The 26484-nt window shown below is 41.3% G+C and carries 15 protein-coding genes; 8 read left to right on the top strand and 7 right to left on the bottom strand.

The features are described 5' to 3' along the window. Window positions 1-31 precede the first annotated feature (31 nt). Entirely contained in the window at window positions 32-1075 is a 1044-nt protein-coding gene (locus tag CPBP_RS05240) for an MBL fold metallo-hydrolase (RefSeq protein WP_350331813.1), read from the top strand. An 8-nt stretch (window positions 1076-1083) separates the two neighbouring features. Here CPBP_RS05240 and CPBP_RS05235 read toward each other — a convergent pair whose 3' ends face one another. The 6 genes from CPBP_RS05235 to CPBP_RS05210 form a co-directional block, all read right to left on the bottom strand. After that, window positions 1084-2322 carry a hypothetical protein gene (locus CPBP_RS05235; RefSeq protein ID WP_350331812.1) on the bottom strand — a complete coding sequence of 413 codons (1239 nt, stop codon included), beginning with the start codon at window positions 2320-2322 and terminating at the stop codon, window positions 1084-1086. A 1095-nt stretch (window positions 2323-3417) separates the two neighbouring features. Continuing rightward, entirely contained in the window at window positions 3418-5220 is a 1803-nt protein-coding gene (lepA, locus tag CPBP_RS05230; RefSeq protein WP_350331811.1) for a translation elongation factor 4, read from the bottom strand. Beyond that, a complete protein-coding gene (gene pheT / locus CPBP_RS05225; protein WP_350331810.1) occupies window positions 5217-7622 on the bottom strand; it encodes a phenylalanine--tRNA ligase subunit beta in 2406 nt (801 codons plus the stop codon). Before pheT ends, lepA begins: the two co-directional genes overlap by 4 nt. Next, window positions 7619-8704, bottom strand: a complete 1086-nt coding sequence (gene pheS / locus CPBP_RS05220) for a phenylalanine--tRNA ligase subunit alpha (protein WP_350331809.1) — start codon at window positions 8702-8704, stop codon at window positions 7619-7621. The genes pheT and pheS overlap by 4 nt, the downstream gene beginning before the upstream one ends. Before the next feature lie 2258 nt (window positions 8705-10962). After that, window positions 10963-12360: a pyruvate kinase gene (gene pyk, locus CPBP_RS05215; RefSeq protein WP_350331808.1), complete on the bottom strand. Its 1398-nt coding sequence runs from the start codon at window positions 12358-12360 to the stop codon at window positions 10963-10965. Between the two features lie 110 nt (window positions 12361-12470). Further along, complete coding sequence (locus tag CPBP_RS05210; RefSeq protein WP_350331807.1) at window positions 12471-15494, bottom strand: hypothetical protein; 3024 nt, start codon at window positions 15492-15494, stop codon at window positions 12471-12473. 182 nt (window positions 15495-15676) lie between these two features. Between CPBP_RS05210 and rpmI the strand changes: the two genes are divergently transcribed. The 5 genes from rpmI to CPBP_RS05185 all read left to right on the top strand — a co-directional run bounded on the left by rpmI (window position 15677) and on the right by CPBP_RS05185 (window position 20418). Next, complete coding sequence (gene rpmI, locus CPBP_RS05205; RefSeq protein WP_350331806.1) at window positions 15677-15877, top strand: 50S ribosomal protein L35; 201 nt, start codon at window positions 15677-15679, stop codon at window positions 15875-15877. 12 nt (window positions 15878-15889) lie between these two features. Continuing rightward, complete coding sequence (gene rplT / locus CPBP_RS05200) at window positions 15890-16255, top strand: 50S ribosomal protein L20 (RefSeq protein ID WP_350331805.1); 366 nt, start codon at window positions 15890-15892, stop codon at window positions 16253-16255. A gap of 231 nt (window positions 16256-16486) precedes the next feature. Then, window positions 16487-16765, top strand: coding sequence for an ATP-dependent Clp protease adaptor ClpS (locus tag CPBP_RS05195; protein ID WP_350331804.1), 279 nt, complete (start codon window positions 16487-16489; stop codon window positions 16763-16765). Next, complete coding sequence (locus CPBP_RS05190) at window positions 16765-19098, top strand: AAA family ATPase (protein ID WP_350331803.1); 2334 nt, start codon at window positions 16765-16767, stop codon at window positions 19096-19098. The genes CPBP_RS05195 and CPBP_RS05190 overlap by 1 nt, the downstream gene beginning before the upstream one ends. Window positions 19099-19167: 69 nt before the next feature. After that, entirely contained in the window at window positions 19168-20418 is a 1251-nt protein-coding gene (locus CPBP_RS05185; RefSeq protein WP_350331802.1) for an MFS transporter, read from the top strand. Between the two features lie 701 nt (window positions 20419-21119). Here CPBP_RS05185 and CPBP_RS05180 read toward each other — a convergent pair. After that, the gene (locus tag CPBP_RS05180; protein WP_350331801.1) at window positions 21120-22001 is read right to left on the bottom strand and encodes a PAS domain-containing protein; all 882 of its coding nucleotides are present in this window, start codon (window positions 21999-22001) and stop codon (window positions 21120-21122) included. Window positions 22002-22206: 205 nt separating this feature from the next. On the opposite strand from CPBP_RS05180, the gene topA reads away from it, so the two are divergent. Together topA and CPBP_RS05170 are read left to right on the top strand one after the other, a co-directional pair. Continuing rightward, window positions 22207-24591, top strand: coding sequence for a type I DNA topoisomerase (topA, locus tag CPBP_RS05175; RefSeq protein ID WP_350331800.1), 2385 nt, complete (start codon window positions 22207-22209; stop codon window positions 24589-24591). After that, complete coding sequence (locus CPBP_RS05170; protein ID WP_350331799.1) at window positions 24591-25124, top strand: prepilin peptidase; 534 nt, start codon at window positions 24591-24593, stop codon at window positions 25122-25124. Before topA ends, CPBP_RS05170 begins: the two co-directional genes overlap by 1 nt. Window positions 25125-26484: the final 1360 nt, after the last annotated feature.

The following is a 26484-nucleotide window of genomic DNA, read 5'->3' as shown; positions in this document are numbered from 1 at the left end:
TTTCCAGTATACTCCGATTAAGGAGAAACACATGTTATTAGCATTATTATTGGCAGGATGCCTTATTGGATGCGTTTTAATGTATAAACGCTGGATAAATTTAGATCATTGGGATTCCAAGCACTGGAACTCCACCACTAAACAATTCTATCATCACTGGAAATCTGATCATAAAATTATTACACTTAAGGTATTGTGGGAATTTATGAATGCCCCAAAAGCAAAATGGCCCACTAAAATCACGCCAGAAACCTCTCCTGTAATTTCAACGTCCGATGCATTGCGCATTACAAACATTGGACATGCCACATTTTTAATCCAAATGGCTGGATTAAACATTATAACAGATCCCGTGTTTTCCAGTCATGCAGGTCCCTTTGGAAAGCTTGGACCCAAACGCATCGTCGATCCAGGCATTGCTATTGATCAATTACCCCCCATAGACGTCGCCTTTATTTCGCACAATCATTATGACCACTTAGACAAATCCTCTGTCATGATGCTTGCAACGCATCCCAATATTACGTTTATTGTACCGCTGGGCATAAAGAAAACGTTATTAAAATGGGGAGTCGCCCGCCCCGTTATAGAGCTGGACTGGTGGGCATCGCATCAAATTAACTCAGTAAAAGTTACCGCAGTTCCTGCTCAACATTGGTCACGACGCGCTTTATTTGATATCAACAAAACATTGTGGATGGGCGGAATCATTGAATCTGCTGTTGGATCTGTATACTTTGCAGGTGATACGGGGCTTGGTTCACACTTTGCTGAAATAGCTGAAAATTTTCCAAGAATTGATGTCGGGTTACTTCCCATCGGGTCTTACAAACCACGATCTGTCATGAAACAACAACACATGGGACCCTTAGATGCTTTAGAAGCACATCAAACATTAAAAACTCAGTTTCTTATCCCCATTCATTATGACGTGTTCCCCTTAGGAAAAGAACAGTTCTTAGAAGCAGAAGATGAACTTTTGACTGAAGCTAAAAATCTTGGTGTACCCAAAAATCAGTTAAAGATCTTAAAGGTTGGACAACACGTTCAGTGGCAAGACACCTTGCCACTTTAATTTATTACCTACTCAGTCGCCGCTTCTTGAACGTCTTCAGTTGATGCCGCTACTATCGCTGTTAAATCCATCTTTGCTTTTAACATCATACGCACAGGTGCAAATTTTGGAGAAGTCAGTTTACAGAGTGCAAGAGCCTCTCTAAATAAAGATTGTACGCTACCTGTTAAAGCCAACAACTCTTCGTCTGTCAAGGTTTGAACATCCTCACTTTTTTTATCAAAAAAGTACTGTCCATCTTTAAGCTCTGCTGGGAACACTTTTCGTCCAGATACTATGTAATCTTTATGACTCAAAGCCGCAAGATTAACCCCAGATTTCAAAAGCAACATATAATCAAACAAAACACCTGACTGACTAAGATCCAGTTGATGGGTAGCAAGTTGTGTTATTGTTTTTATGACATGCATGACGACTTCGTCTTCTAAAGAATCCGTCGTTATTGGGTTATCCGCATCTAACACCATTAATGATTTATCGTCATTAACAGCATGCTGACGCACCAACCCCAACTTTACATATTCCTTTGCAAATCTATTAATCAGCGATTGACCAAGAGGTGAAATACAATATACCCCTTCCGGAACGTCTTTAGACCTTGCTTTATCAACCACTATATTAGTTATCATGCCTGCCGCAGCTTTATTAAGATCTGTTTGCATTGTCTTTAGCCGCTCTACATACCGCTTATGAGACTTTGATTTAAAATACTTCTTGTATTCATGAATCAGAGGTTCAGACGCTGTAGCCGCAGCAACAATCATTTCTCTTAATCGCTTAACATCACCGCTGCTTGAAATATTTAAAAACTGCGCTCCAAGTTCATCCGCAATAGCTTGTTCTGGTGTTAACATTATCTGAATCTGCTTACTTAACTGCACTATCTGAGTCATTTTCACATTTTCTAACTCAAAGTCTTCAGTTTTTTTTACTCCAGCAATTGCTAGCGTATAAACATTTTTAACTAAAGCATTCAGAGTTTCTTGACTAATGCTCACCCCGTTCGGAGCCTCTTGCATGGGTGAATTGCTCCGTTCAGAAGTAGTGTCCGAATCAACCGACGACATCATAGCCACATCATCGACCGCTAAACACTGTTCAATCTTTGCTGTCGCTGCTTTAATTGCTGCAAGGCTTGTCATGAGCTCTTCTGCCTGACTAGACCGCCTGGATGTTTCAGATGAAGCTCGCCCAAAACTTAACGTTACACTTGCAACACACATGCTTAAAAGCAATACAGTTTTCATGACGCACTCGAAAAGGTTATTGAATTACTCATCAGTCTATCTCAACAACTTTAACAAATAGTTAAACCATCACATTTTAAAGGGATGATCCCTGGACCCATTAGGTTTAGCTATTTGAAATTATTGAATTTTTGAACCTGTGTCTAGTCACGCTCGATATAATCTATCGGATCCAACGGCACGTTGGCAGCGTGACGCTGCACCCTATGGATAGATCCGATTCGCACAAACACGGATTATCCAACACATCCGTCAGTTGTATCAACTCTCTCATTCGTGCCAACCTCTGCTTCTATGCGGCTCAAGCAAATCGCCACGCGATTTGATAGCGGCAACCGCCGCTCTGGCGCGTAAAGCGCCCTTGAGCCGCCAGCGTGACGCTGGACTCAATAGATTAGATCCGATCTGGTCTGATACGGATTGTGAAACACAACGCTATAAGTCGACATCGTCATGTTGGATCCATACGATCTTCTCACACTATGTGCGGCGCAGGTTTGCTCCCGGTAATGTGCCGTTGCATCCATTAGAAGAAAGTCTGGAGCAAAGGGCGCCGCGTAATTGTTTTATGTGAGTTTAACTATAAATATGTTTGGAAAAAATTACAATCCACCTCAGCACACACCCGATACAACCTATAGGATCCAACGTCACGTTGGCAGCATGATGCTGCACCCAGTAAGTTTACCTGTTTGAAACTATTGAATTCTTGAACAAATGTGATGTTGCTTGTTAAAACATGTGTCCAACCCCATCGGATCTAACCTAACGGATGCAACGTGACGTTGCAAATTAACAAAAGTTAAGATTCGGTTAACGCGATTTTTTTACCACCCCCCGCCCTAGTCACCCTCAGTGACCTTCGGGTGGGGGGACAAAACCCACTCCCTAAATCGAGACTAAATAGACGAAGCAATCCGTCTTTTCTTCTCGAAACGGTGGGCAAAATAATAATGTGTAAGTGCACTAAAGTTACTATACCTCACAAAGGTTAACAAAAGATTGACAAACCAGCGTGACGCTGGACTCAATAGATCCGACATGATCTGACACAGATTATAAAAACAACGCTATAAGCCGGAATCGTCACGTTGGTTAATCTACCACTTTCAGTGCAGCAATTAATGCAGATTGAGGAATCTCTACATTTCCAAATTGACGCATACGTTTTTTACCTTCACGTTGCTTATCCAACAATTTACGCTTACGACTAATATCACCGCCATAACATTTTGCGGTTACATCTTTGCGCATCGCTGACACAGTCTCACGCGCAACAATCTTTCCGCCGATGGCTGCTTGAATTGCGATTTGGAATAACTGCCTTGGAATTAATTCTTTAAGCTTTTCACATAACGCTCGACCTCGTGTTTCTGCACGATCGCGTTGAACGATACATGATAATGCTTCAACAGGCTCGCCGTTCACTAAGATTGCCAGTTTTACAAGATTTTCTTCCGTATATCCATCCATGTGATAATCAAAGCTTGCATACCCACGGGAAACAGATTTCAATCGATCGTAAAAGTCAAAGACAACTTCGTTCAATGGCAATCGATATACAACCATGGCACGATTACCCGCATAGGTTAAATCGATTTGTTGTCCACGACGATCTGTACACAACGCCAACACAGATCCCAGATATTCATCCGGAACCATAATCGTTGCTTTAATCCAGGGTTCTTCAATCTTTTCAATTTTCATAATATCCGGCAAATCCGCTGGATTATGAATTTCCATTGCGGTGCCATTCCGTTGATATATTTTGTAAACAACGCTTGGCGCTGTTGTAATAAGGTCTAGATTAAACTCACGTTCTAACCGTTCTTGAATGATTTCAAGATGCAATAGCCCCAAAAATCCGCATCGGAAACCCATTCCCAAGGCGGGCGAATGATCCGTTTCAAACACAAAGCTCGCATCATTAAGACGTAGCTTTGAAAGGCTTTCACGCAATACATCAAACTCTGCCGCATCCGATGGAAACAGTCCACAGAATACAACAGGAACGCTTGGCTTAAATCCAGCCAACGGCGCTGCCGCAGGGTTACGTTCCATGGTAATGGTATCACCGACGCTAAGATCTGCGACATATTTCATTCCCGCTGTAATATATCCAACTTCACCAGGATACAACGCATCCACAGGTTCTTTCTTAGGTGCGAACACTCCCATTTGATCAACAGTATATGTTTCTTTGGTGGACATCATTTGGATTTTTGAACCCTTGCGCAAAACACCTTCTTTGACGCGCACCAAGATCATCACTCCCAAATACGTATCATACCAACCATCGATAAGTAGTGCTTGTAATGGAGCTTCAGAATCACCCATCGGTGCTGGCAATCGATGAACAATCGCTTCTAATACATCTTGAATTCCAATGCCCGACTTTGCAGAAATCATCAACGCATCAGTAGTATCCAATCCAATCACGTCTTCAATTTCTTGTTTGATCTTTTCAGGCTCAGCCGCGGGCAAATCGATCTTGTTTAGAACAGGAATAATCTCATGAGCATTATCAATCGCCAAATAAACGTTCGCCAACGTTTGTGCTTCTACACCTTGCGATGCATCAACAACCAGCAATGATCCTTCACATGCAGCCAATGATCGGCTAACTTCGTAAGAAAAATCCACATGTCCAGGTGTATCGATTAAGTTCAACTGATATGTTTCACCATTTTTAGCTGTATACTTTAGTCGAACAGTTTGAGCTTTAATGGTAATCCCACGTTCGCGTTCGATATCCATGCTATCAAGAATTTGTTCTTTCATATCACGCGCACTAACCGCTTGACAGAACTCAATCAATCGATCTGCTAATGTCGATTTACCATGATCGATATGGGCAATGATTGCAAAATTTCGAATATGGTCGTGTTTTTTTGTCATGCAGATGCGCCCCTTAGTTCGCCGCCGGTTGCTTTTGTTACAGAAGCAATTACCTTTTGGCTTAATTGTTGAATTTGTTCATCGTTAAATGTCGTGTCTTTTGGCACAAACGTTACGCTAAATGCCATGGATTTTTTACCTTCAGGAACACCCTTACCTACATACACATCAAACAACCGAACTGTTTGAATATACTCTTTATCCGCACCTTCTGCCGCTTTGATTAATTTAGCCGCTGGCACGTCAGAATCCATAATCATTGCAAAGTCACGCTCTACGGCTTGCAATAGATTCGGTCTATACGCTGTATGTTTGGTGGGTTTCAAGGGCAACCTGTCTAAGAAAATTTCACATCCAAATATGGGCTGATCACACTCAAATGATTTTTCTGTGGTTGGATGAATGCGTCCAAAATAACCTAAGACTAATTTAGGACCTAATTTCAGCGCTGCACTTTGACCTGGATGATACCATGAAGGCGCCCCCTCACTATCAATTTGAACGGTCTCGATTTTTAAACCCAAACGCTCCATCAACTGGAATGCGATTGCCTTTATATCAAATACATCATACGTACGTTGATGCTTGCGCCAATCAACAGCGCCAGAATCTCCCGTCAATATCGCAGCAGCCACCGTTTCTTGTATAGGTTTTGTTGCATTATGATAAACAGCCCCCACTTCAAAGATACGCAAGTTCTTATGCTGATATGCTTGATTCCGTTGAATCGTTTCTAATAACGAAGGTAACACTGATGGACGCATATGGCTTAACTGTTGACTTATTGGATTCATCAACTCAATCGTCGGATTACCCTCATTAAACTGAATGGCTATTTTTTCACTGACAAAGGAATAATGAATGCTTTCATTTAATCCTAATGTTGCCAATATTTTTTTAGCCTTTAATGGAATACTTTGCGCAAACGAATGAGGCTTAAATCCAGGCGCCATCTCTAATTGTGTATTCGGTAAATTATCATATCCGTGGATTCGAATAATTTCTTCAATCACATCGTGTTCGTTTGAAATATCAAATCGCCACGACGGTGTTGTAACTTTTAAAGCTTCTCCTGGCACCACCTGAATATTTGTAAAACCAAGCCCTGTTAAATATGTTTCGATTACCTTTGTAGGAATCGATAGTCCTGTTAATAATTTGACTCTTGCTAGCTCCAGTCGGATCTCGTTTAGGTTTGTTGGAACCGTCCCTGCCATAATACTGTCGCTCGGTTCTCCACCACAGATATCCACAATCATTTGTGTTGCAATATCCAATCCAAAGCGCACTGACTCTGGATCCACACCTCGTTCAAAGCGAACTCTTGAATCCGTATGGATATTCAATTCACGACCCGTTGTGCTGACGACAGTGGGGTGAAACAATGCAGACTCTAAAAACACCGTGGTCGTATCTAATGTTGTACCCGATGCTTTACCACCCAAAACACCTGCAAGTGCAAGAACATTCTGTTCGTCTGCAATCACCAAATGTCGATCGGTCAGCGCATAGTCCTTATCATTTAACCCTTGGAATGTTTCACCTGAAACGGCATTTCGAACGATAATGTTTGAACCTATTGTATCTGCATCAAACGCATGCAATGGACGGCATAAATCATAACAAACATAATTTGTAATATCGACGATTGCTGAAATCGGCTCTAATCCAATCTTTCGCAATCGTTGCTGTAACCATTCCGGACTTTGTGTATTCTTTACATTCCGAATAGTCCGCCCCATGTACACTGGGCAGTCGTCTTTAGATTCTATTCTTACTGTTTTGGAACAGGGATATACACCATTAATAACAGGTATTTTTTTATGAATATATTCACCAAATCCTGCGGCTGCAATGTCCCTTGCAATCCCCACAACGCCAAAGCAATCGGCTCTATTGGGGGTAATACTAACCTCAATCGTTGGATCATCATGTCCAAATGTTTTTGCAAAGGGTCGCCCCACTGGCGCATCTTTGGGTAAATCAACAATACCATCTTGGTCTTGACCAAGGCTTAGTTCATTTAAAGAACACAACATTCCATTACTGGCAACGCCACGTATATTGCCAGCTTTTAATGTAATATCCAAACCAGGAATATGTGTACCAATATGCGCAAAAACAGTTTTCATTCCTGCATATACATTGGGCGCACCGCATACTACTTGAACCAACGGCTCTGATTCATCTGCGGAAATTTGCACATTACACACATTCAAACGATCCGCATTGGGATGTTTTTCTAAACTTTTAATTTGAGCAATTAAAAATGGAGCTAATCTTGGTGTTGGATCATCATAAGATTCAACCTCAATACCTAACATGGTTAAATGGTGCATTAAATCAGCTAGTGCCTTTTTTGTGTGCAAATGTTCGTATAACCACGATAATGTAAATTTCATGCTACATCCTCCTGAGTACGATAGCCTGTTGCAAATGGGAAAAAACCATAATGCTGAATCCATTTAGAATCACCTTCAAAAAATGTTCGAAGGTCGGGAATATTGTATTTTAACATAGCCAAACGTTCAACGCCCATTCCGAAAGCAAACCCCTGATAAATTTCTGGGTCAATACCACAGTTTTTTAAAACGTTAGGGTGTACCATTCCACATCCCATAATTTCTAACCAGTCATTACCGGCACCAATTTGTATGCCTTCTTTTGTTCGCTTACAGCCAATATCAATTTCTGCAGAAGGTTCCGTAAATGGGAAAAAGCTTGGACGAAATCGAATCGGTAATGTTGATGAATCAAAAAACGTACGGCAAAACGTTTCAATACAACTTTTTAAATGTCCCATATGCACTTTTTCTGCAAGGTCAATATACAGCCCCTCAATCTGATGAAACATTGGCGTATGCGTTTGATCCGAATCACACCGGTATGTTCTACCCGGTGCAATAATTTTGATGGGTGGTTGTTGACCCATCATCGTCCGAACCTGAACCGGTGACGTATGTGTTCGCAGCAATAATGGCGAACCATCTTCCGATGTTGACTTTAAATAAAACGTATCGTGCATTTGACGTGCTGGATGCGTTTCTGGAATGTTCAACGCTGTAAAGTTGTTATGGTCTGTTTCAATATCAGGACCTTCTGCAACACAAAACCCCATCTGAGCAAAAATCTGAGTAACCTCATCAATAACGCGAGTAATGGGATGAAGGTGCCCCGACGCAGCTCCATCAACAGGTAAAGTTACATCCACGCGTTCATTCTGTAGCTGAGATTCAAGCAACACTAATTCTATCTGAGATTTCTTTTCCTGAAGCGATGTCGTAAAACGATCCCTAAAACTGTTCAGAGTTTGCCCCGCTTGTCGTTTTTCATCCGGTGACAATTGCGCTAAATTTTTCATAGCCTGCGTTAACTTACCGTTTTTACCCACAACGTCTAGACGAATAGCCTCGATAGCCTCAAGGGTGTCTGCAACCTGGATAGAGTTTAAAATCTCGTTTTCTAAAGCTTGAATATTAATCATTTACATTCCTTTACCTTCATCAGTTTTATACCGAAATATTGATAAAAATTAAAGGACTATGTTTATCGTGTGGTCTTTACGTTATTACAAATGATAAAAAGTGAAGTTTGAATTCTATCTTGAAAAATAGATTAAGTTCCGCGCCCGTGCCGCCAGGGATGATCCCTGGACCCATTAAGTTAGATCCGATTCGCCCAGACACGGATTACACAGCAGCATGATGCTGGCAACGTGCCGTTGCATCCGTTAGGTAACGATGTTTGTAATAATTGAATCCGTGCCAGACCACACTCGATCTAACTCATCGGGTGCAGCAGCATGCTGCCAGCTGTATCAACTCTCTCATGTATGCCGACCTCTGCTTCTATGCGGCTCAAGCAAATCGCAACGCGATTTGATAGCGGCAACCGCCGCTCTGGTGCGTAAAGCGCCCTTGAGCCGCCAGCGTGACGCTGGACTCAATAGATTAGATCCAATACGTTCTGACACGGATTATGAAACACAACGCCATAAATCAAAATCGTCACACTGGATCCATACGCTTTTCCCACATTATGTGCGGCGCAGGTTTGCTCCTGGCAACGTGACGTTGCACCAGGGATGATCCCTGCACCCCATAAGTTAGATCCGATTCGCACAGATACGGATTATAAGAAACAGCTTTGCAATAGTTTGAAATTTATTTCTATAACTCTAATGGATGCAACGGCACGTTGCTTAGATCCGATTTACACAAACACGAATTATAACAAAAAGCACTGCCGTTAATTTGGGGTTAATAAAGGTTAAGATTCAGTTAACTCGATTTTTTTACCACCCCCCGCCCTAGTCACCACAACTGTTGAAAGTGATCAAAAGAGGTGTTTAACAATCTTAAAGTCACCTACTTAAACATCACGCTATGAGTATTATAAGAAACTTTTTATTGTGTAAATTAGCCGCATATCTATTGCTTAATTCATACATTTCTATATCATTGACACAATTAATCGTTTTATCAATGATTTCCGCTGTTATATTGATTTACTGTCAAAAACATTCTTTTTCAAATCACTTTCAACAGTTGTGCCCTTGTCACCCTCAGTGACCTTCGGGTGGGGGGACAAAACCCACTCCCTAAATCGAGACTAAATAGACGAAGCAATCCGTCTTTTCTTCACGAAACGGTGGGCAAAAATAATAATGTATGAGCTCTATAAACTTACAATACCTCACAAATGTTAACAAAAGATTGACAAACCAGCGTGACGCTGGACTCAATAGATTAAATAGATCTGATGAGCTGTGACACGGATTATAAGCAACAACACACTACCTCACGGATCTCGCCCAACATATCCCTCTGTTGCAACTCTCTCATGTATGCCGACCTCTGCCTTTATGCGACTCAATCAAATCGCAATGCGATTTGATTGGCGGCAACCGCCGCTTTGGCGCGTAAAGCGCCCTTGAGCCGCCAACGTGCCGTCGCATCCGCTAAGTTAGACTCAATACACCCAGATACACATTTCAAAAATATATTGACAATCCAAACTTTTTATGTATACTAATAGCTAGAATTGCGAAAAGGCTACCCAAAATCTGGGTAGCCTTTTTTCGTTCTACGTCTTTGAACCACTCAAAGACAAAACGCTGAACCGAATCTCCAGTACAGGCGCTCAGCTACCCGATCAGTAGTCACAGCTCCTGTAAACAATCCCTAGAGCCGACGGGCTCGTAAAACACCGACTTTGTGCCTATCAATAAAGTCCGCCTTTCCCCATTCGTGTAAGAAATGGGGTTCTTTTTGCACGTGCGGGTTACTGGGGATTCTCTCGGTTTTGCAACCTGAGGTTGCATCCAATAAGTTAGATCCGATGGGGTCTGACACGGATTTTTATAACTTAACTTTGAAAGCTGCAAACACAGCACTTTCATAAATTAACAAAGGAACTAAAACACTACTCTTCAACAAAATATCTCAAATTCATTTTTCACCCTTACCCCTCCTGCGCCGAAGGTGGGTTCAAAACCCACCTAATGGGTGCAGCGTCACGCTGCCCTGCGCCCGAAATGGGTCAAAATTCTAATACCTCCAATCTCAAAACGCCTCTCACCACACCTGTAAAGGTACGTCAAAAATCAAACTTCACCCCCGTGTATTAATATTACATACCTCACTTACGGTTTGTGCTATTTGAAATCCTTGTCACAACACACCCAATCTAACCTAATGGGTGCAGCGTCACGCTGCCAGGTTGCCTAACGAACGTACGATTTTAGCTTACAATGGACATGCCTGAAAACTCAGCAGAATCGATACGATCCGATGCTAACACAACGATGACATGATCGGTTCGCGTCACCATCCCTTCTCGCTCTGCAATCCGTTGTACAAGGTTCTTGTACTCTGTTGGATTGTTTGCATCAGGCAGTTTATCTAAATAAACGCTACACACCCCAAACAGCAATGTAAACTGATGATATATTTTTATGTCAGACGTAATGGCTAATATGGGGATTCCAGGCGTTAGGCTTGAAATTTTTGCAACAGCTTCAAATGAGTTTGAAACCGCAGCAATAATGCGCGCCTTGTGTCGATACGCCAGCAAAATAGCGGCTTCTGGAATGGATGGTGTTTCTGTCAACGGAGTGTTTTTATTGCTAAACACATCCTGTTCCGCATTGAAAATAATGCGATCCATAATTTCAACGGCTTCTTTAGGATAGTCCCCCGATGCGGATTCTGCTGACAACATGACAGCATCTGTACCTAGATACACAGCCGTTGCAACATCTGAAACTTCTGCCCGGGTTGGCTTTGGCGCATGAATCATCGATTCCAACATTTGCGTTGCAACAATTACAGGTTTATTATGTCTTTGGGCTTCTCGTAAAATCCTGCGTTGCAATGGGGGAACTTGCTCTGGTGGCAACTCAACACCCAGATCCCCACGCGCAATCATCACGCCGTCTGTAGCTTTTAAGATTGTCGTGAGGTTTTGTATGGCTTGGGGTTTTTCTAGTTTAGCAATAATTTTTGCATTGCCTTGAATACGCTTTCGTGCTTGCACAATATCGTCTGCAGCTTGCACAAATGATAACGCAATAAAATCAACATTTTTCGACACTGCAAAGTCCAAATCCGCTTTATCTTTATCCGTTAAAATATCGATGGGCAAATGGGTAGAGGGCAGATTTAACCCTTTGTTATTGGAAATAATTCCGGATACTAACGCCGTGGTTTTGATACACTGATTATCTACAAAGTCCACTCGGAACGCCAATTTTCCATCATCGACCAATAACTCATCACCTTGTTTAGCTGCAGCAAAAATCTCTGGATGGGGCAACTGAACACGGGTTGAATCCCCCAAGGCAGCATCCATATCGAACTGGAATTGTTGTCCAGCCTTAACGTTAACTTCGGATGTTTCAAATTTGCCAACACGCAATTTCGGACCTTGAAGGTCTGCTAAAATCGCAATGGGCTTGCCTAGGGATTGCTCTAACTTACGAATCCAATTAATATTGTTTTCGTGTGATTCATGCGTCCCATGTGAAAAATTGAGGCGGAACACGTCCACTCCTCGTTCAAATAGCCACTGAATCATATCCGCAGATGATGATGCAGGCCCCAGAGTTGCGACAATTTTAGTTTGACGATTGCGATGCATACCATACCTGTTTTTAAGTAGCATACCCAAGTTGTATCAACAAAATCCAGGTAATTTTGACCTTAATACAAAAAGCCCCCGGATTGGGGGCTTTTGTGTAGGTAGAGAGACTAGCGATCTAAGCTTACGTTTAGTGCTGCTGAAGAACCAGCAACGGTATCCAACGCTAGGTTAGAGCTGAATGATACACCACTATTTAAGTTCAACGATGCTGACCATTCAACAGATCCACTGAATCCAGTTGTTGATCCAAGGTCTTTAGAGTTTGCACTCCAATCTTTTGAACCGTAACCTGCTTTTGCTAACAAACGTGTATCGATTGAATACGTGTCAGCGGCTAGTTTAGCAACCTCTGCATCCAAACCAACATACGCTGTTGTTTCGTTCAAACTCAGACCACTGCGGTCTAATTGACGATGCGTCAATTGAACGAACGGTGATACGAATTCAGTATCCAATCCCAAGGTTACTTGAGAACGCAGACCTGACCAGTTGCTGTTGTGAACTTCAGTTGCAGACACAGATCCAATTTGACCTTCAACAAAGAATGATCCAAATGAATGAGATGCCACTACTGATGTTTCCAATTGACGGCTGTCAATTCCGAAACCAGCACCGTTGTTTGCATACCCTTGAATCGCACCGATGACAGTGTTACCCAAACGGTAAGCAACAGATCCCGTTGCAGCGTCAGTTGCTTTTGCAGATGATACATCACCTTTTAATTGAACGAATAAGGGCATGCCCAACTCAAACGATTGAGCCCCAACACCGTTCACTTTAAAGGCACTGCCATCCACCACCCCTGTTGTAACCGTGCGTGCTTTGCGCAATGATACGTTTCCGGATATGTCACGAGATGTTGTTGCTGATAACTCCACAATTTTTGGATCTTTTGGATACATCAAATCAAACACAGCCGTACGAAGATCTGATAAATACTTATCAACCTGCGCACCCAAATTACCTAACAGTTTATTATATAAATCAGGGTTACCCTCCTTAATAGTTTCAAAAGAACGTCTGCTGCCATCGCCCGAGGCACCATTGGTATAGTACTCTAATTTACTAGCAAGTTTTTTATTGTTTAAAATAAAATCAACAAGTCGCGGAATCACAATTTCATCTCGCGCATCTGCAGAGTATAATAATTCTGCATACTTATCAGGCAAAGCACATAAACTATCTAAGCCAGATACTATTGACTTTCCTTTTGATGCGGGAACCCCAACAAATCTTCGGAAGTTTCCACGGTCATAAAAAATGCTTTCAATATTGAACTTCAATTGACTTAAAAGTAACGTATGCTGATCAGATCCACTTAATGACTTATATTTTTCCATAAACTTAGCGAACTCAACGGCTGGATCTATCGGAATATTTACTGCAGAACTGCCATCAGTAATTGCAAGAAACGGTACAACAGCTTCTCTAGTTGCTGACAAAGCCTGAACTGCGGTTTCTTGCGCAACAACCAAAATATCCAACGCAGTCGTCGTCGGCAGCAACTGAATCGTTTGTGCTAACGACAAACCTGAATCTGAAGAATCCCCAAAGATTCCAACAGAACCATTAGTCGCTGGAACCAGAGAGTTTTTTTCACGCCGTGCAGCAGTTAAACTCGTTACTAAAGAACTAGAAATTGAATCCGTTGGTGCTCCGGCTGCTATTAACTGTTGAGCCTGCTGTCCCGCAGCCTCAATAAACGCAGCAGATGTTGATGCGGCACTCCACGGCAATGTATCCAATGAAGCCATTCTCTGTTTCAACAACGTCAAAACACTAGGATCTAAAGCGAATCGCGCAGGCATCGATACGGTTGGACCTAATAATAGTCCAGGGTTAGAACGTGCGGCTGCAACTAATGCAGCATAATCATCATCAGACGCAGAACCACCAGAATTATTAGAAATCATCAGCACCGTCCCAAGAACTCGCGCTTGTTCTTTTGACGTCATGTCTGCTGTCTGTGCCATAACAGTTAAAGCACGCATAGTATCAGTCAATAACAATGGGTTAGTAACACCTTGACTTTGCAACGCACGTTGAACTGCAGCAATACGATCTTCAGGTGCCCCAACTGCCGGTAACGCGGCTATCGCTAAGACAACTGCATTGAATCGGTCTTCTAATCTAAGTTGATCTTTTCCTACCAATGTTGCCTGGGCAATCGCAACAGCTGCTTGCAAAGCAAGTCGTTGCTGTGGCAAAGAAAGAGCTTTAAATGCCGTGGATCGCTGAGCCATATCAAGGGCACCAATATTGGTTAGGGATGCAACCAACGCTGGGTCTGCATTAGCCCCCAATACCGCACCAGTAATATGGCTTACGCCCACTCCTAATTCTATAGTTTGACGCACTGCCTCAGAGGTTGATATAGGTTGCGCTGCAGAAAACCATAATTCTACAGTATTTCCAACACCCGCAGAAAATGCAGCTCGGTTAACTCCAAACTCTATCGTACTGCTGCTATCTGGGGTTCTGCTTGCCCCTGGCATTATGACTCTAAACTCCCCAGGGGCAGGCACTTGATCTAACACCGTCAAAGCATTAACACTTCCAAAAGCGCGCGCAGTTGATGGAAACAAACTTTGAACCGCAGCAGCAGCAACGGTAGCCATTGGCGATGGATTTGGTGCACCACCCAAGAAAGAATCATTTGGAACTGTTAAAGATAGTTCATCATCAGGATTTACAGGTTTACCTGCAGCTCTGGCAGCCGCCGCCGCTCTAGCTCGCGCAAACATCAAATCCCGCAAACCTTTCATTTTAGCCCTCTTGGTTTGCTTTGCTTTAACCACTATTGGAAGCTCTGAATTCTGATTTTCTAGAATTTCAAGATCAGAAATAGTCTCTTCTAATTCTCCCAATGCTTCCTTTGCAGTAGCAGGCGATGGAGCCGAACCTTCAGCAATATCATCTTCAAAAAGTTTTTGAGCTTCAAATGAAAGGGGTACACCACCTCGTTTAGCGGCCGCTAATGCTTCTCTAGAAAGCACACTTAACCTTTGAGAATCCTTACCAACTTCCATTGTTAAATCTGCTACAGACTTTTGCTTGTTCGCCTCTCCACAACCGCTTAATACAGCGCATACAGCCAATAATGATATTGAGTTTATAAATTTTTGCTTCATTTTATCTCTCATGTTTTTTGTCAGGCTACAGCAAATATGTTTACAAACACTTAACTGAAGAAAGAAACAAAATTCTTGCTCTTTTTGGGTATAATCAGTATATTAAATTGTTTTTTGTAGGGTGGCGGGGTAATCCCAGGGTATGCCTCCCCTACAGGTTAAATCAATTGAAAGGATTGAAAATGCCCAAGTTAAAAACTAAAAGTGGTGCCAAAAAGCGCTTCAAAGTGACTGCTACCGGCAAAATTTTGTTTGGTAAGGCAGGTCGTCGCCATGGGATGAGCAAACGCCCTCAATCAATGTTACGGGACTCTCGCGGTATGCATGTAATGAATGCATCCGATGTGGCTCGTGTTAAACGTCATATGTTACCGTACGCATAAGGAGGAATTTGAATGTCTCGAGTTAAACGTGGTGTGACCGCCCATGCGCGTCACAAAAAAATATTAGACCTTGCAAAAGGTTCAGTCGGTCGTGCAAAGTGCTGTTATAGAACAGCCCGTCAGCGCGTTGAAAAGAACATGCAATATGCGTATCGTGACCGCCGTGTGCGTAAACGCGATTTCCGCGCATTGTGGATTCAACGTATCAACGCAGCAGTTCGTATGCATGGATTGACGTATTCTCAATTTATGCACGGATTGAAACTGTCTGGTATCGATCTGGATCGCAAAGTATTAGCTGACTTAGCTGTTCGCGAAGCTGCTGATATTAAAACTCTGGTGGATACAGCGCAATCAGCGCTACAAAAATCAGCGTAAGATTCATAAACCCCGGTTCGCCGGGGTTTTTTATTACATCAATATCCCATCTTAAACTGTAATCCGCATCAGAACGCATCAAATCTAATAAGTATCCAGCTGTCGTTAAATTGAATCAAAAAACACCCCAAATATCTTTTTCAAAAAAAGCTTTCTCTCTTTAACTCAATTTTAAAGATTTCTTCTATAAGATAGACATAAGAACAAAAACCCAACAGGGGGGATTAAAAAATGACCCACAATAATAATATACCCTCACCGAAAAAATATCAGGTGGTATTACTGAATGATAATAAGACACCCACTGAATTTGTTGTGCAAGTGTTACAAAACACATTTCAAAAAACAGCCCATGAATCCGCACAAATTATGATGAATATCCATCTTAATGGCACCGGAGTTGTGGGAGCCTATACCTACGAAGTCGCAGAGACTCGGTTGAATAATGTTTTAAAACAAGCTCGTAAATATCAACACCCCTTACAGGGTGAACTAGAGGTGATTCGTTGATGTTATCAAAAAATCTTGAAAGCAGCCTAAGGCGCGCAGTTGATTATGCTTTAAGTTTAGGGCACGAGCATACAACGTTGGAACATTTATTATATTCATTAACAGAAGATCCAGATGTAGAAGGAGTCTTTAAAAGCGTTTCGGTAAATACACCACAAATGCGTGAAGCTTTATGGGAGTTTATTACAGCAGAGCTTGCGTATTTAAAAGTCAAAGACTTAGAAGAATCATCTCCAACGATTTCATTTCAACGCGTCCTGCATCGCGCTATTTTACAAACACAAACAATCGGTGGCAAAACCGTAGACAGTCGATACGTATTAGCCGGACTGTTTGATGAGAAAGAATCTCACGCGGCATTCTTTCTAAAAATTCACAATTTGAATCGTATTGATATTATTCAGTATATGAACAATAATCCGGTATCTTTACGAAAAACCAACAAGAAAAATACGGATGAATCTGCCGCAATACAACAGTTAACAAAACTCTCCTCCTTAGATTCAAAATTGCAATTACCGAACTTTACAGCATCACCTGTGGAAACGCAGGTGCCAAACTCTGTGGAAACCAGTGATAAAAAACATTTAAAACAATTTTGTATCAATTTAAATGAACGTGCAGTTAACGGCAAAATTGACCCCGTGATTGGTCGCACTATCGAAATTGAGCGCGTCATTGAAATTTTAAGCCGGCGATCTAAAAACAATCCTATTTTAGTGGGAGAAGCCGGCGTTGGTAAAACAGCCGTTGCTGAAGGTTTAGCCATACAAATTGTTGAGAAAAAAATCCCGTCTCTCCTTAATGCGACAATATATTCCTTAGATTTAGGGTTGTTATTAGCGGGCACTCGATATCGTGGAGACTTCGAAGAACGCCTAAAAAACGTTGTGTCAGATATCGTAGCCACCCCTGGTGCGATATTATTTATTGATGAAATTCACAACATTGTTGGTGCTGGATCAACTCAGGGTGGCGGAATGGATGCCTCCAACTTATTAAAACCAGCCCTTGCCCGCGGTGAAATCCGCTGCATAGGGGCAACTACTCACAAAGAATTCAGACAGTTTTTTGAAAAAGATCGTGCGTTAACACGTCGCTTTCAAAAGGTGGATATCGATGAAACTTCACCAGAAGACACCCTACAAATTTTAAAACAGTTGAAAAAAATCTATGAAACTTACCATTCAGTGCATTATTCAGATGAGGTTCTAAGCTTGGTCGTGGATTTGTCTGTACGATACATCCATAATCGTGCACTTCCTGATAAGGCCATTGATGTACTAGATGAATCGGGAGCCCACCATCACTTATACAATGAATCATCTAAAAACATTACCCTACGTGAAATAGAAGAAACCGTTGCAAAAATCGCCCGCATGCCACGATTAAGCGTCACCAGCGATGAACGAAAAACAATTCTTAATCTTCGCAAAAAATTAAAGACCAGCATCTTTGGTCAAGAAAAAGCCATTGATGCCGTTGTTGATGCCATTCAAATTTCACGCGCAGGTTTACGCAATCCTGAAAAACCAACGGGTGCCTTTTTATTCGCTGGTCCAACAGGCGTTGGTAAAACAGAACTTGCACGGCAAGTTTCATCTCAATTAGGATTAAAGCTATTGCGTTTTGACATGTCAGAATATATGGAAAAACATAGCATTGCAAAACTCATCGGAACACCCCCAGGCTATGTGGGATACGATCAAGGTGGATTGTTAACCGATGCCATTGATAAACACCCTCATGCCGTATTACTTTTAGATGAAATTGAAAAAGCACATCCCGATTTGTTTGCGATATTATTGCAAATGATGGACTATGGCAAAGTCACTGATAACAATGGTCGAGAAGTTGATTGCAGGCATTTGATAATCATTTTAACCACAAATGCGGGAGCAATGGAACTTTCAAAATCACCCATTGGTTTTGGAAAAGCAAACAACTCTGACGCTTCAGAAACTGCTGATATCACCCGATTATTTACACCAGAATTTCGTAATCGCTTAGATGGGATTGTTACATTTCATCGATTAGCCGAAAAAGATATCATTCATGTATTTGATAAATTCTTTGAACAAACAATAACGTTGTTAAAGGAAAAACAGATTGATGTCACCGTTTCTTCAACGGCTAAAAAGTGGTTCATAGAACATGGATATTCAGAAACAATGGGCGCTCGCCCCATGGAACGTCTGATCCAAGAAAAAATCAAACTTCCCTTGTCTAAAGAAATCTTATTTGGCAAGTCATCAAAAAAAGGGAAAAGACTGCTTATTGATATAAAAAATGCAGAGATCGTCATCCTCTCGTCTGAAAAAGAAATGGTCTAACACGAAAAAGTATTCTGAATTATTGGAAACTATGATACATCTTATATTAAAATGTAATCAGAGTTTCCAATGTCAGTACATTCAAAACTAACGCCATGGCTTATGTGGATTTTAGCCGTATTTTTTTACTTTTATCAATCTATGATTCGTGTCGCTACTAGCAATCTGCGAGAACCGTTAACGCTGGAATTCAACTTAACAGCCAGCGAATACGGAATGTTTGCATCGTATTGGTTAATTTCTTATGCACTGCTTCAAATCCCTATTGGCATTGCATTAGATAAATGGGGAGTCAGGAAAGTATTTACAGTCTCTGCATTTTTGTGTGGTGTGGGTACTTTAATCACGGCTCAAACCGAAAGCTATGCATGGCTTTGCTTTGCACGTTTATTAATTGGTGCGGGATCTGCCACAGCATTTATTGGCACATTCAAAATTTCTTCTGAATGGTTTAAACCCAACATGTTACCCATTTTAGTAGGCGTTATTTCAGGAATCGGAGTTTTAGGTGCAAGCCTAGCAGGCGCTCCCATGGTTATCTTACAAGAATCCATTGGATGGAGAACCATATTTTACAGCTTGTCTGTCACAGCCTTTGCTCTTTCTCTACTTTACAGCTTTGTATTACGCGATAAGAAACTATCAACATCTTTAAGTTTGCGTGAAATAAAAAAGCAAGTACTGCATCTAATTACTGAACCTCAAATATGGTTATTGGGAACTGTTGGCTTTTTATTATATACCCCCGTTTCTGTATTAGCCGACCTATGGGGACCAAGCTTTATGCGCGCAGTATACGGATATGACTCTATAAAGTCTGCCAGCGCATCCTCATTCATTTTTTATGGCAATGCTGTCGGCTCATTCATTGCCGGGTGGATGTTCTTAAAATTTACAACCAACAAACATTTTTTTGCGTGTTCTATGGCTGTCGCCGGAATTATGATGTTTGCTATTGTTTGGGCAGATTTATCTAATTTTTGGATTCTATGTTGTGCTTTGTTTGCCCTAGGCTGTATGGTTGGCGCAGAGAATCTCGTCTTTCCTTTAGGCGCACGCTATGCAGCAGAAGGCTTCCAAGGACTGTCTGCCAGTGTTATTAACTTTTTAGTGATGGTGGGCGCAATCGTCTTACAACCCGGAATTGGGGTCATTATGGATTTGCTCTGGGATGGAACCATGGATAACGGCGTGCCTGTATATTCAATCGATCAATATCGTTGGGGATTATCTGCATTAATTGGCTCGTTGATATTAGGGTTGATTTTATCGCTCGGAATCAAAGGTAAAACAAAACCGTCCTCACCTGCCACGAATTGAGACTAAAGCTAATTACATACTCTCCCTCACACTAACAAACCAGAGGGAGGACATCTAAATGAGATTCCTAATCCGAATACAGCATCACGCTGCCAATGCACCTTTGCAGCCTTAGAAGAAAGAGTAGCGCAAAGGGCGTCACGCAATCGTTTTATGTATGTTTAGCTATATTGCCAATCACGGATAATAAGAATCTAAGAAAGTTGGGATAACGTGAGTTGAAATTGAGTTTTGAAATTATAAGATAAGTTCCGCGCCCGTGCCGGGATCCTCCTGATCCCGGAAGTCTTGGTGATCCTCCCCGCCGCCGCCACAACGCAATACTCTTAGTTACCCTTCAGAAAACTGTTGCTTTCATCCGGGTATAGTTGTTACATTCATAACAACCGGTAAGATCGATCATATATAAACTACGTCTAGTCTACATACTTTCGGAGTATGTTGCGCATCAGCCCAAGTGCTGATGTAACCTTAACCATCTTCAAGATATCAGATACTTCTTAATACTTTATGAATAAACAAAAAATATTTACTGTGATTATAGTATGCGTGATTCACTACAATCTATCGGATGCAACTGCAGGTTGCCTTATGGGTGCAGAGATCATCCCTGCTTTCACACAGCGCTCTGTTACTACTTTATGAGGCATCTACTGTCGCGGAATCTGAGTTTATTTTAACTCCATCCAAGCATCATTATTCTATTCGCTGGGCGCTGGCTTAATTGCCGCTAAAAACATATTCACGTGATAACTATGGACAAGGTGATGTAGCAAGGAAAGGTATATTGCCGCAGTTTCTAATTTATCTTTATTGGGATTAATTAATAATATTATATCATCATAGTGTATAAAATCATTTAGCTCTATGCGATAGAAAAAAATAGAATCGATGGAGTGATCTCCTCCCCTAAACAACTTAATGACATCGGAATCTAGGTATCCAGATTGACTCCTTGTTTTTAAGAGAGCTTTTCTATTTTTGAAAAAAACTGCGCCATCAATCGTTTCTGTTGAAAATTGAAAAAAACTTTGAGGCGTTGATGCATTTGCCTTAATAAAAATAGCTAGGGTTGCCTGACTTTCTTTTTGTAACGTTATAACAGACTTCTCGATTACATCTTTATACCCGGTCAATAGAAAAGGCATTGCATTCAGTTCATCTAAAAAGCTTCGCAGTGACTGTTTGCGCGCAACGTGAGCTTCCAGATCTTGTCGGCGATTTACTTTTTCTGAAATATCTACAATTGCGCCTAAGACGCCGATTATTTTACCTTTATGGTTTTTTAGTGGTGTAAATCTTTTTTGTACCCAGATCATTTTGTCCTGAGCCCCAATGATACAGTCATATAAAATCTTGGCCTGAATTTTATCTGCTAGTATTGCATCAAACACTTCGTCTCGAAGACTTAAATCTGTAGAGGAGTATGGAAGATCTTTATCAGCTAATCCAACAATTTCTAGTGGAGAATTTAACCCAATTAAATCTGAAAATACGTGATTGCATCCTTGATACACTTTATTGCGATCCACCCAAAAAATGGGGGTTGGTATAGCATCCACAAATATTGAGGTATTATTCATAAAATTTCTCTGTATTTTTAACCAAGGAAGGTATTTGGAAATTTTATAAAATAATTGTTTGAACATAAAATGCCTTTTATGGGTAAGACTTAGAGTATACTCACATTATAAACATTATAAAAGGTTTTTTATACTCAATCTGTGTTATTTTATTGACTTTATTAAACCAAATCGTTTATGGAAAAAGGAAAAGGATACCCATTGAATGACAAAGTTGGTTATTGTCGAATCACCTGCAAAGGCTAAAACTATTAACACCTATCTTGGCAAAGACTATCACGTCATCGCAAGTTATGGTCATATTCGTGATTTGCCTACAAAGCAAGGATCAGTTCTCCCCGAACAACACTTTGAAATGGTTTGGGAATTAAATGATCGCGGTAAAAAACAGTTAAAAGAAATTGTTAGCCAATTAAAATCGTGCGATGAACTGTTATTAGCAACAGATCCGGATCGCGAAGGAGAGGCCATTTCATGGCATGTAACAGAAGAGTTACAGCGACAAAAAGCGCTTAAAGGAAAACCCGTTCGAAGGGTTGTTTTTAACGAAATCACAAAATCTGCGATTCAAAAAGCTATTGATAACCCGCGGGATGTTGACAAGAACTTAGTCTCAGCCTATTTGGCCAGACGAGCTTTAGATTACTTGATGGGGTTTACGCTATCTCCCGTACTGTGGCGAAAATTACCTGGCAGCAGGTCTGCAGGCAGAGTACAATCCGTTGCTCTACGATTAATTTCAGATCGTGAAGGTGAAATAGAAGCCTTTAAAGCTCAAGAATATTGGAAAATTTTAGGAAGCTTCTTTGCAAAAAAAGATATTGAAACTCAATTAATCGAATACAAAAGTAAAAAGTTAGATCGATTGGATATTGCAAACGAAGCGCAAGCAACCTCTATTGTCACATCATTGAATGGTGCAGAATTTCGGGTACAATCAATTCAGACAAAGCAAACGAAGCGCAACCCTTTTGCACCCTTTATTACCTCAACGTTACAGCAGGATGCATCTCGTAAATTTGGATTCAGTGCATCAAAGACGATGCAACTGGCTCAACAATTGTATGAAGGAATCGACATTGATGGAAAAACAGTCGCCTTAATTACGTACATGCGTACAGACAGCACGAATTTATCTAACGATGCGTTAACCTCGATTCGTGATTATGTTAAAGACAACTTTGATAAAAACTACTTACCTGATCAAGCACGTCAATACAAAACAAAATCTAAGAATGCTCAAGAAGCACACGAGGCCATTCGCCCTGTGGATCCAAAGATCTCTCCAAAATCAATCGAAGCAAAAGTACAACGCGATTTATGGAGACTGTATGATTTAATCTGGAAACGCGCCGTTTCATCACAGATGAGCTCTGCAGACATTGATCAAACACGCATTGACATCGAAGACACCAACAAGCTTTCTGTATTTAGAGCCACTGGCAGCGTCATAACCTTTGATGGGTTTATGGCGTTATACAACGAATCTTCTGACGATGAAGATGAAGAAAAAAGCAAGCTTTTACCCGCACTACAAGAAGGTCAAGCGGTTGAGTGTAAAGCAATAACACCAGAACAACACTTTACGCTTCCACCAGCGCGGTATACCGAGGCTAGCTTAATCAAAAAATTAGAAGAACTCGGTATCGGTCGCCCCTCGACCTATGCAAACATTATTAAGGTTCTGCAAGATCGCAGTTATGTGCGGTTAGATAAAAAACGATTTTTTTGTGAAGATCGCGGACGCATCGTCACAGCCTTTTTACATAATTTCTTTGAACGCTATGTTGAATATGATTTCACCGCTCAAATGGAAACTCAGCTGGACGACATCGCCGATGGCAATCAAAAGTGGGATATCATCTTAAAAACGTTTTGGGAAAAATTACAAGAAAACGTCACGGCAACCAATGCATTGCGCATTACTGAAGTCATTGATGCGTTAAACCTTGATTTAGCAACCTATCTATTCCCAGCAGTTGATGGACAAGCTGATCCTAGAAAATGCCCAGAATGCAAAGATGGGATACTCAGTTTAAAACTGGGGAAATTTGGATCTTTCATCGGGTGTTCAAACTATCCAACATGCAATCACACACGTAAACTGTCTAGCAATGACACAGGAAGCACCGAAGAAGGTTCGGATAACGCGCCATCTAAATTAACAGAATCCTTTGAACCTAAGGAAATTGGACAGCATCCTGAAACGCACCTACCTGTTTTCTTAAAAAAAGGTCCCTATGGTTTTTATATCGAAATGGTGGATCCAGAAGCGCCCCCCATAGTCGTTGGAAAAAAGAAAACAAAGGCAAAACCCAAAAGGGCTTCTATTCCTAAAACTGTTGCGATTGATTCAGTCGATCTAAACATGGCCGTTGAGCTACTGTCGTTACCCAGAGAACTTGGAAACCATCCTGAAACTGGCTGGCCAATAACAGTCAACAAAGGTCGCTTTGGACCGTATATTCAATACAATGATGCATTTACATCCTTACCAGACTCTTTGTCTGTATATACAGTCACACTTAATGAAGCAGTAGACATTCTTGCAAAACCAAAAGAAAAGAAAACTAAGAAACCTGCTAAGTAATGTTCTATCCTATACAAAGCATCGGATATACCTGGAACACCTCTAAAAAGATATATGGGGTGTTCTCGGGTTATTCATTCATATCTCGACTGATGATAATTAGCGGTGTTGCCGCCTTCCTTATATTTTCAGGTCTGAACTATTCTATTGGGTTTGGAGTTTTGTGTGGATTATTATTCTGGATTAGTATGATTGATATGTATGACCGCATCATTCCAGACATATTGCTGATTGGTATTCTACTGAACTTATGGATAATCGGCGCATGTGTTTATCCAACATCGATTGTTCTTGCAACAGGTCTGATCCTGATAAAATTAGGGTTAGAGGCCCTCTATAAAAAAACACTCGTCGGCTGGGGAGATGTAAAACTCCTAACGCTGTGCTTAGCTTTTTCTCCACTGCAATCCATTCCTGCTCTATTGTTTATCTCGGGAAGCATTGGGTTAATCATGGCACTATTAATACGATCAAAAGAATTCCCCTTTGCCCCAGCAATCATCCTTGGTTTCTTAGGCACTTATATGCTTTAGGAGCTTTAGGAGCTTTAGGAGCTTTAGGAGCTTTAGGAGCTTTAGGAGCTTTAGGAGCTTTAGGAGCTTTAGGAGCTTTAGGAGCTTTAGGAGCTTTAGGAGCTTTAGGAGCTTTAGGAGCTTTAGGAGCTTTAGGAGCTTTAGGAGCTTTAGGAGCTTTAGGAGCTTTAGGAGCTTTAGGAGCTTTAGGAGCTTTAGGAGCTTTAGGAGCTTTAGGAGCTTTAGGAGCTTTAGGAGCTTTAGGAGCTTTAGGAGCTTTAGGAGCTTTAGGAGCTTTAGGAGCTTTAGGAGCTTTAGGAGCTTTAGGAGCTTTAGGAGCTTTAGGAGCTTTAGGAGCTTTCAATTATGAAACTCTTGGAACATTTTTCTGTCAATCTTAATTTTCATCTGCTGTATTGAAATTCAAGCGCACCGTGACTGACTTGACTGAATCAGATCCGATTCGCACAGACACGGGTTATAAGCAACAACGTTGCAACAATTCAGGAATTTATTCGTATAACTCTATTGAGTCCAGCATGACACTGGCAACGTAACGCTGGTGGGCGCCCCAAAGTGGATCAAAAACCCCATTCATTCTCAACGACAATAACATGTGTCCAATCACATCAGATCTTACCTAATGGATGCAACGTCACGTTGCAAATTAATAAAGGTTAAGATTCGGTTAACGCGATTTTTTTACCACCCCCCGCCCTAGTCACCCTCAGTGACCTTCGGGTGGGGGGACAAAACCCACTCCCTAAATCGAGACTAAATAGACGAAGCAATCCGTCTTTTCTTCTCGAAACGGTGGGCAAAAATAACAATGTATGAGCGCTCTAAAGTTACTATACCGCACAAACGTTAACAAAAGATTGACAAACCAGCGTGACGCTGGACTCAATAGATTAGATTAAATCCGATTCGCATAGACACGGATTATAAAAAACACCATCATCCTTCAAAAATATATTGACTTTCCGAATTCGCTATGTATACTAATAGCTAGAATTGCGAAGAAGCTACCCAAAATCTGGGTAGCCTTTTTCCGCTCTACGTCTTTGAACCACTCAAGGACAAAACACCGAATCGAATCCCCAGTACAGGAGTTTCACTACCCGATCAGTAGTCACAGCCCTGTAAACAACCCCTAGAGCCGACGGGCTCGTAAAACACCGACTTTGTATTATATATACTAAAGTCCGCCTTTCCCCATTCGTGTAAGAAATGGGGTTCTTTTTGCACGTGCGGGTTACTGGGGATTCTCTCGGTTTTAAAAAATAAACTAAATAATTAAACACTTTAACAACGGATCACTGCGCCTTGAATTGACATTCTACTGCGCATCGATCAAACAAAGGAACTAAAACACTACTCT

It is taken from the genome of Candidatus Bodocaedibacter vickermanii (genome assembly GCF_014896945.1).
Lineage (GTDB): Bacteria > Pseudomonadota > Alphaproteobacteria > UBA6184 > UBA6184 > Bodonicaedibacter > Bodonicaedibacter vickermanii.
The sequence above is the reverse complement of the archived record's forward strand: the minus strand, read 5'-3'. Positions and strand labels throughout refer to the sequence as shown.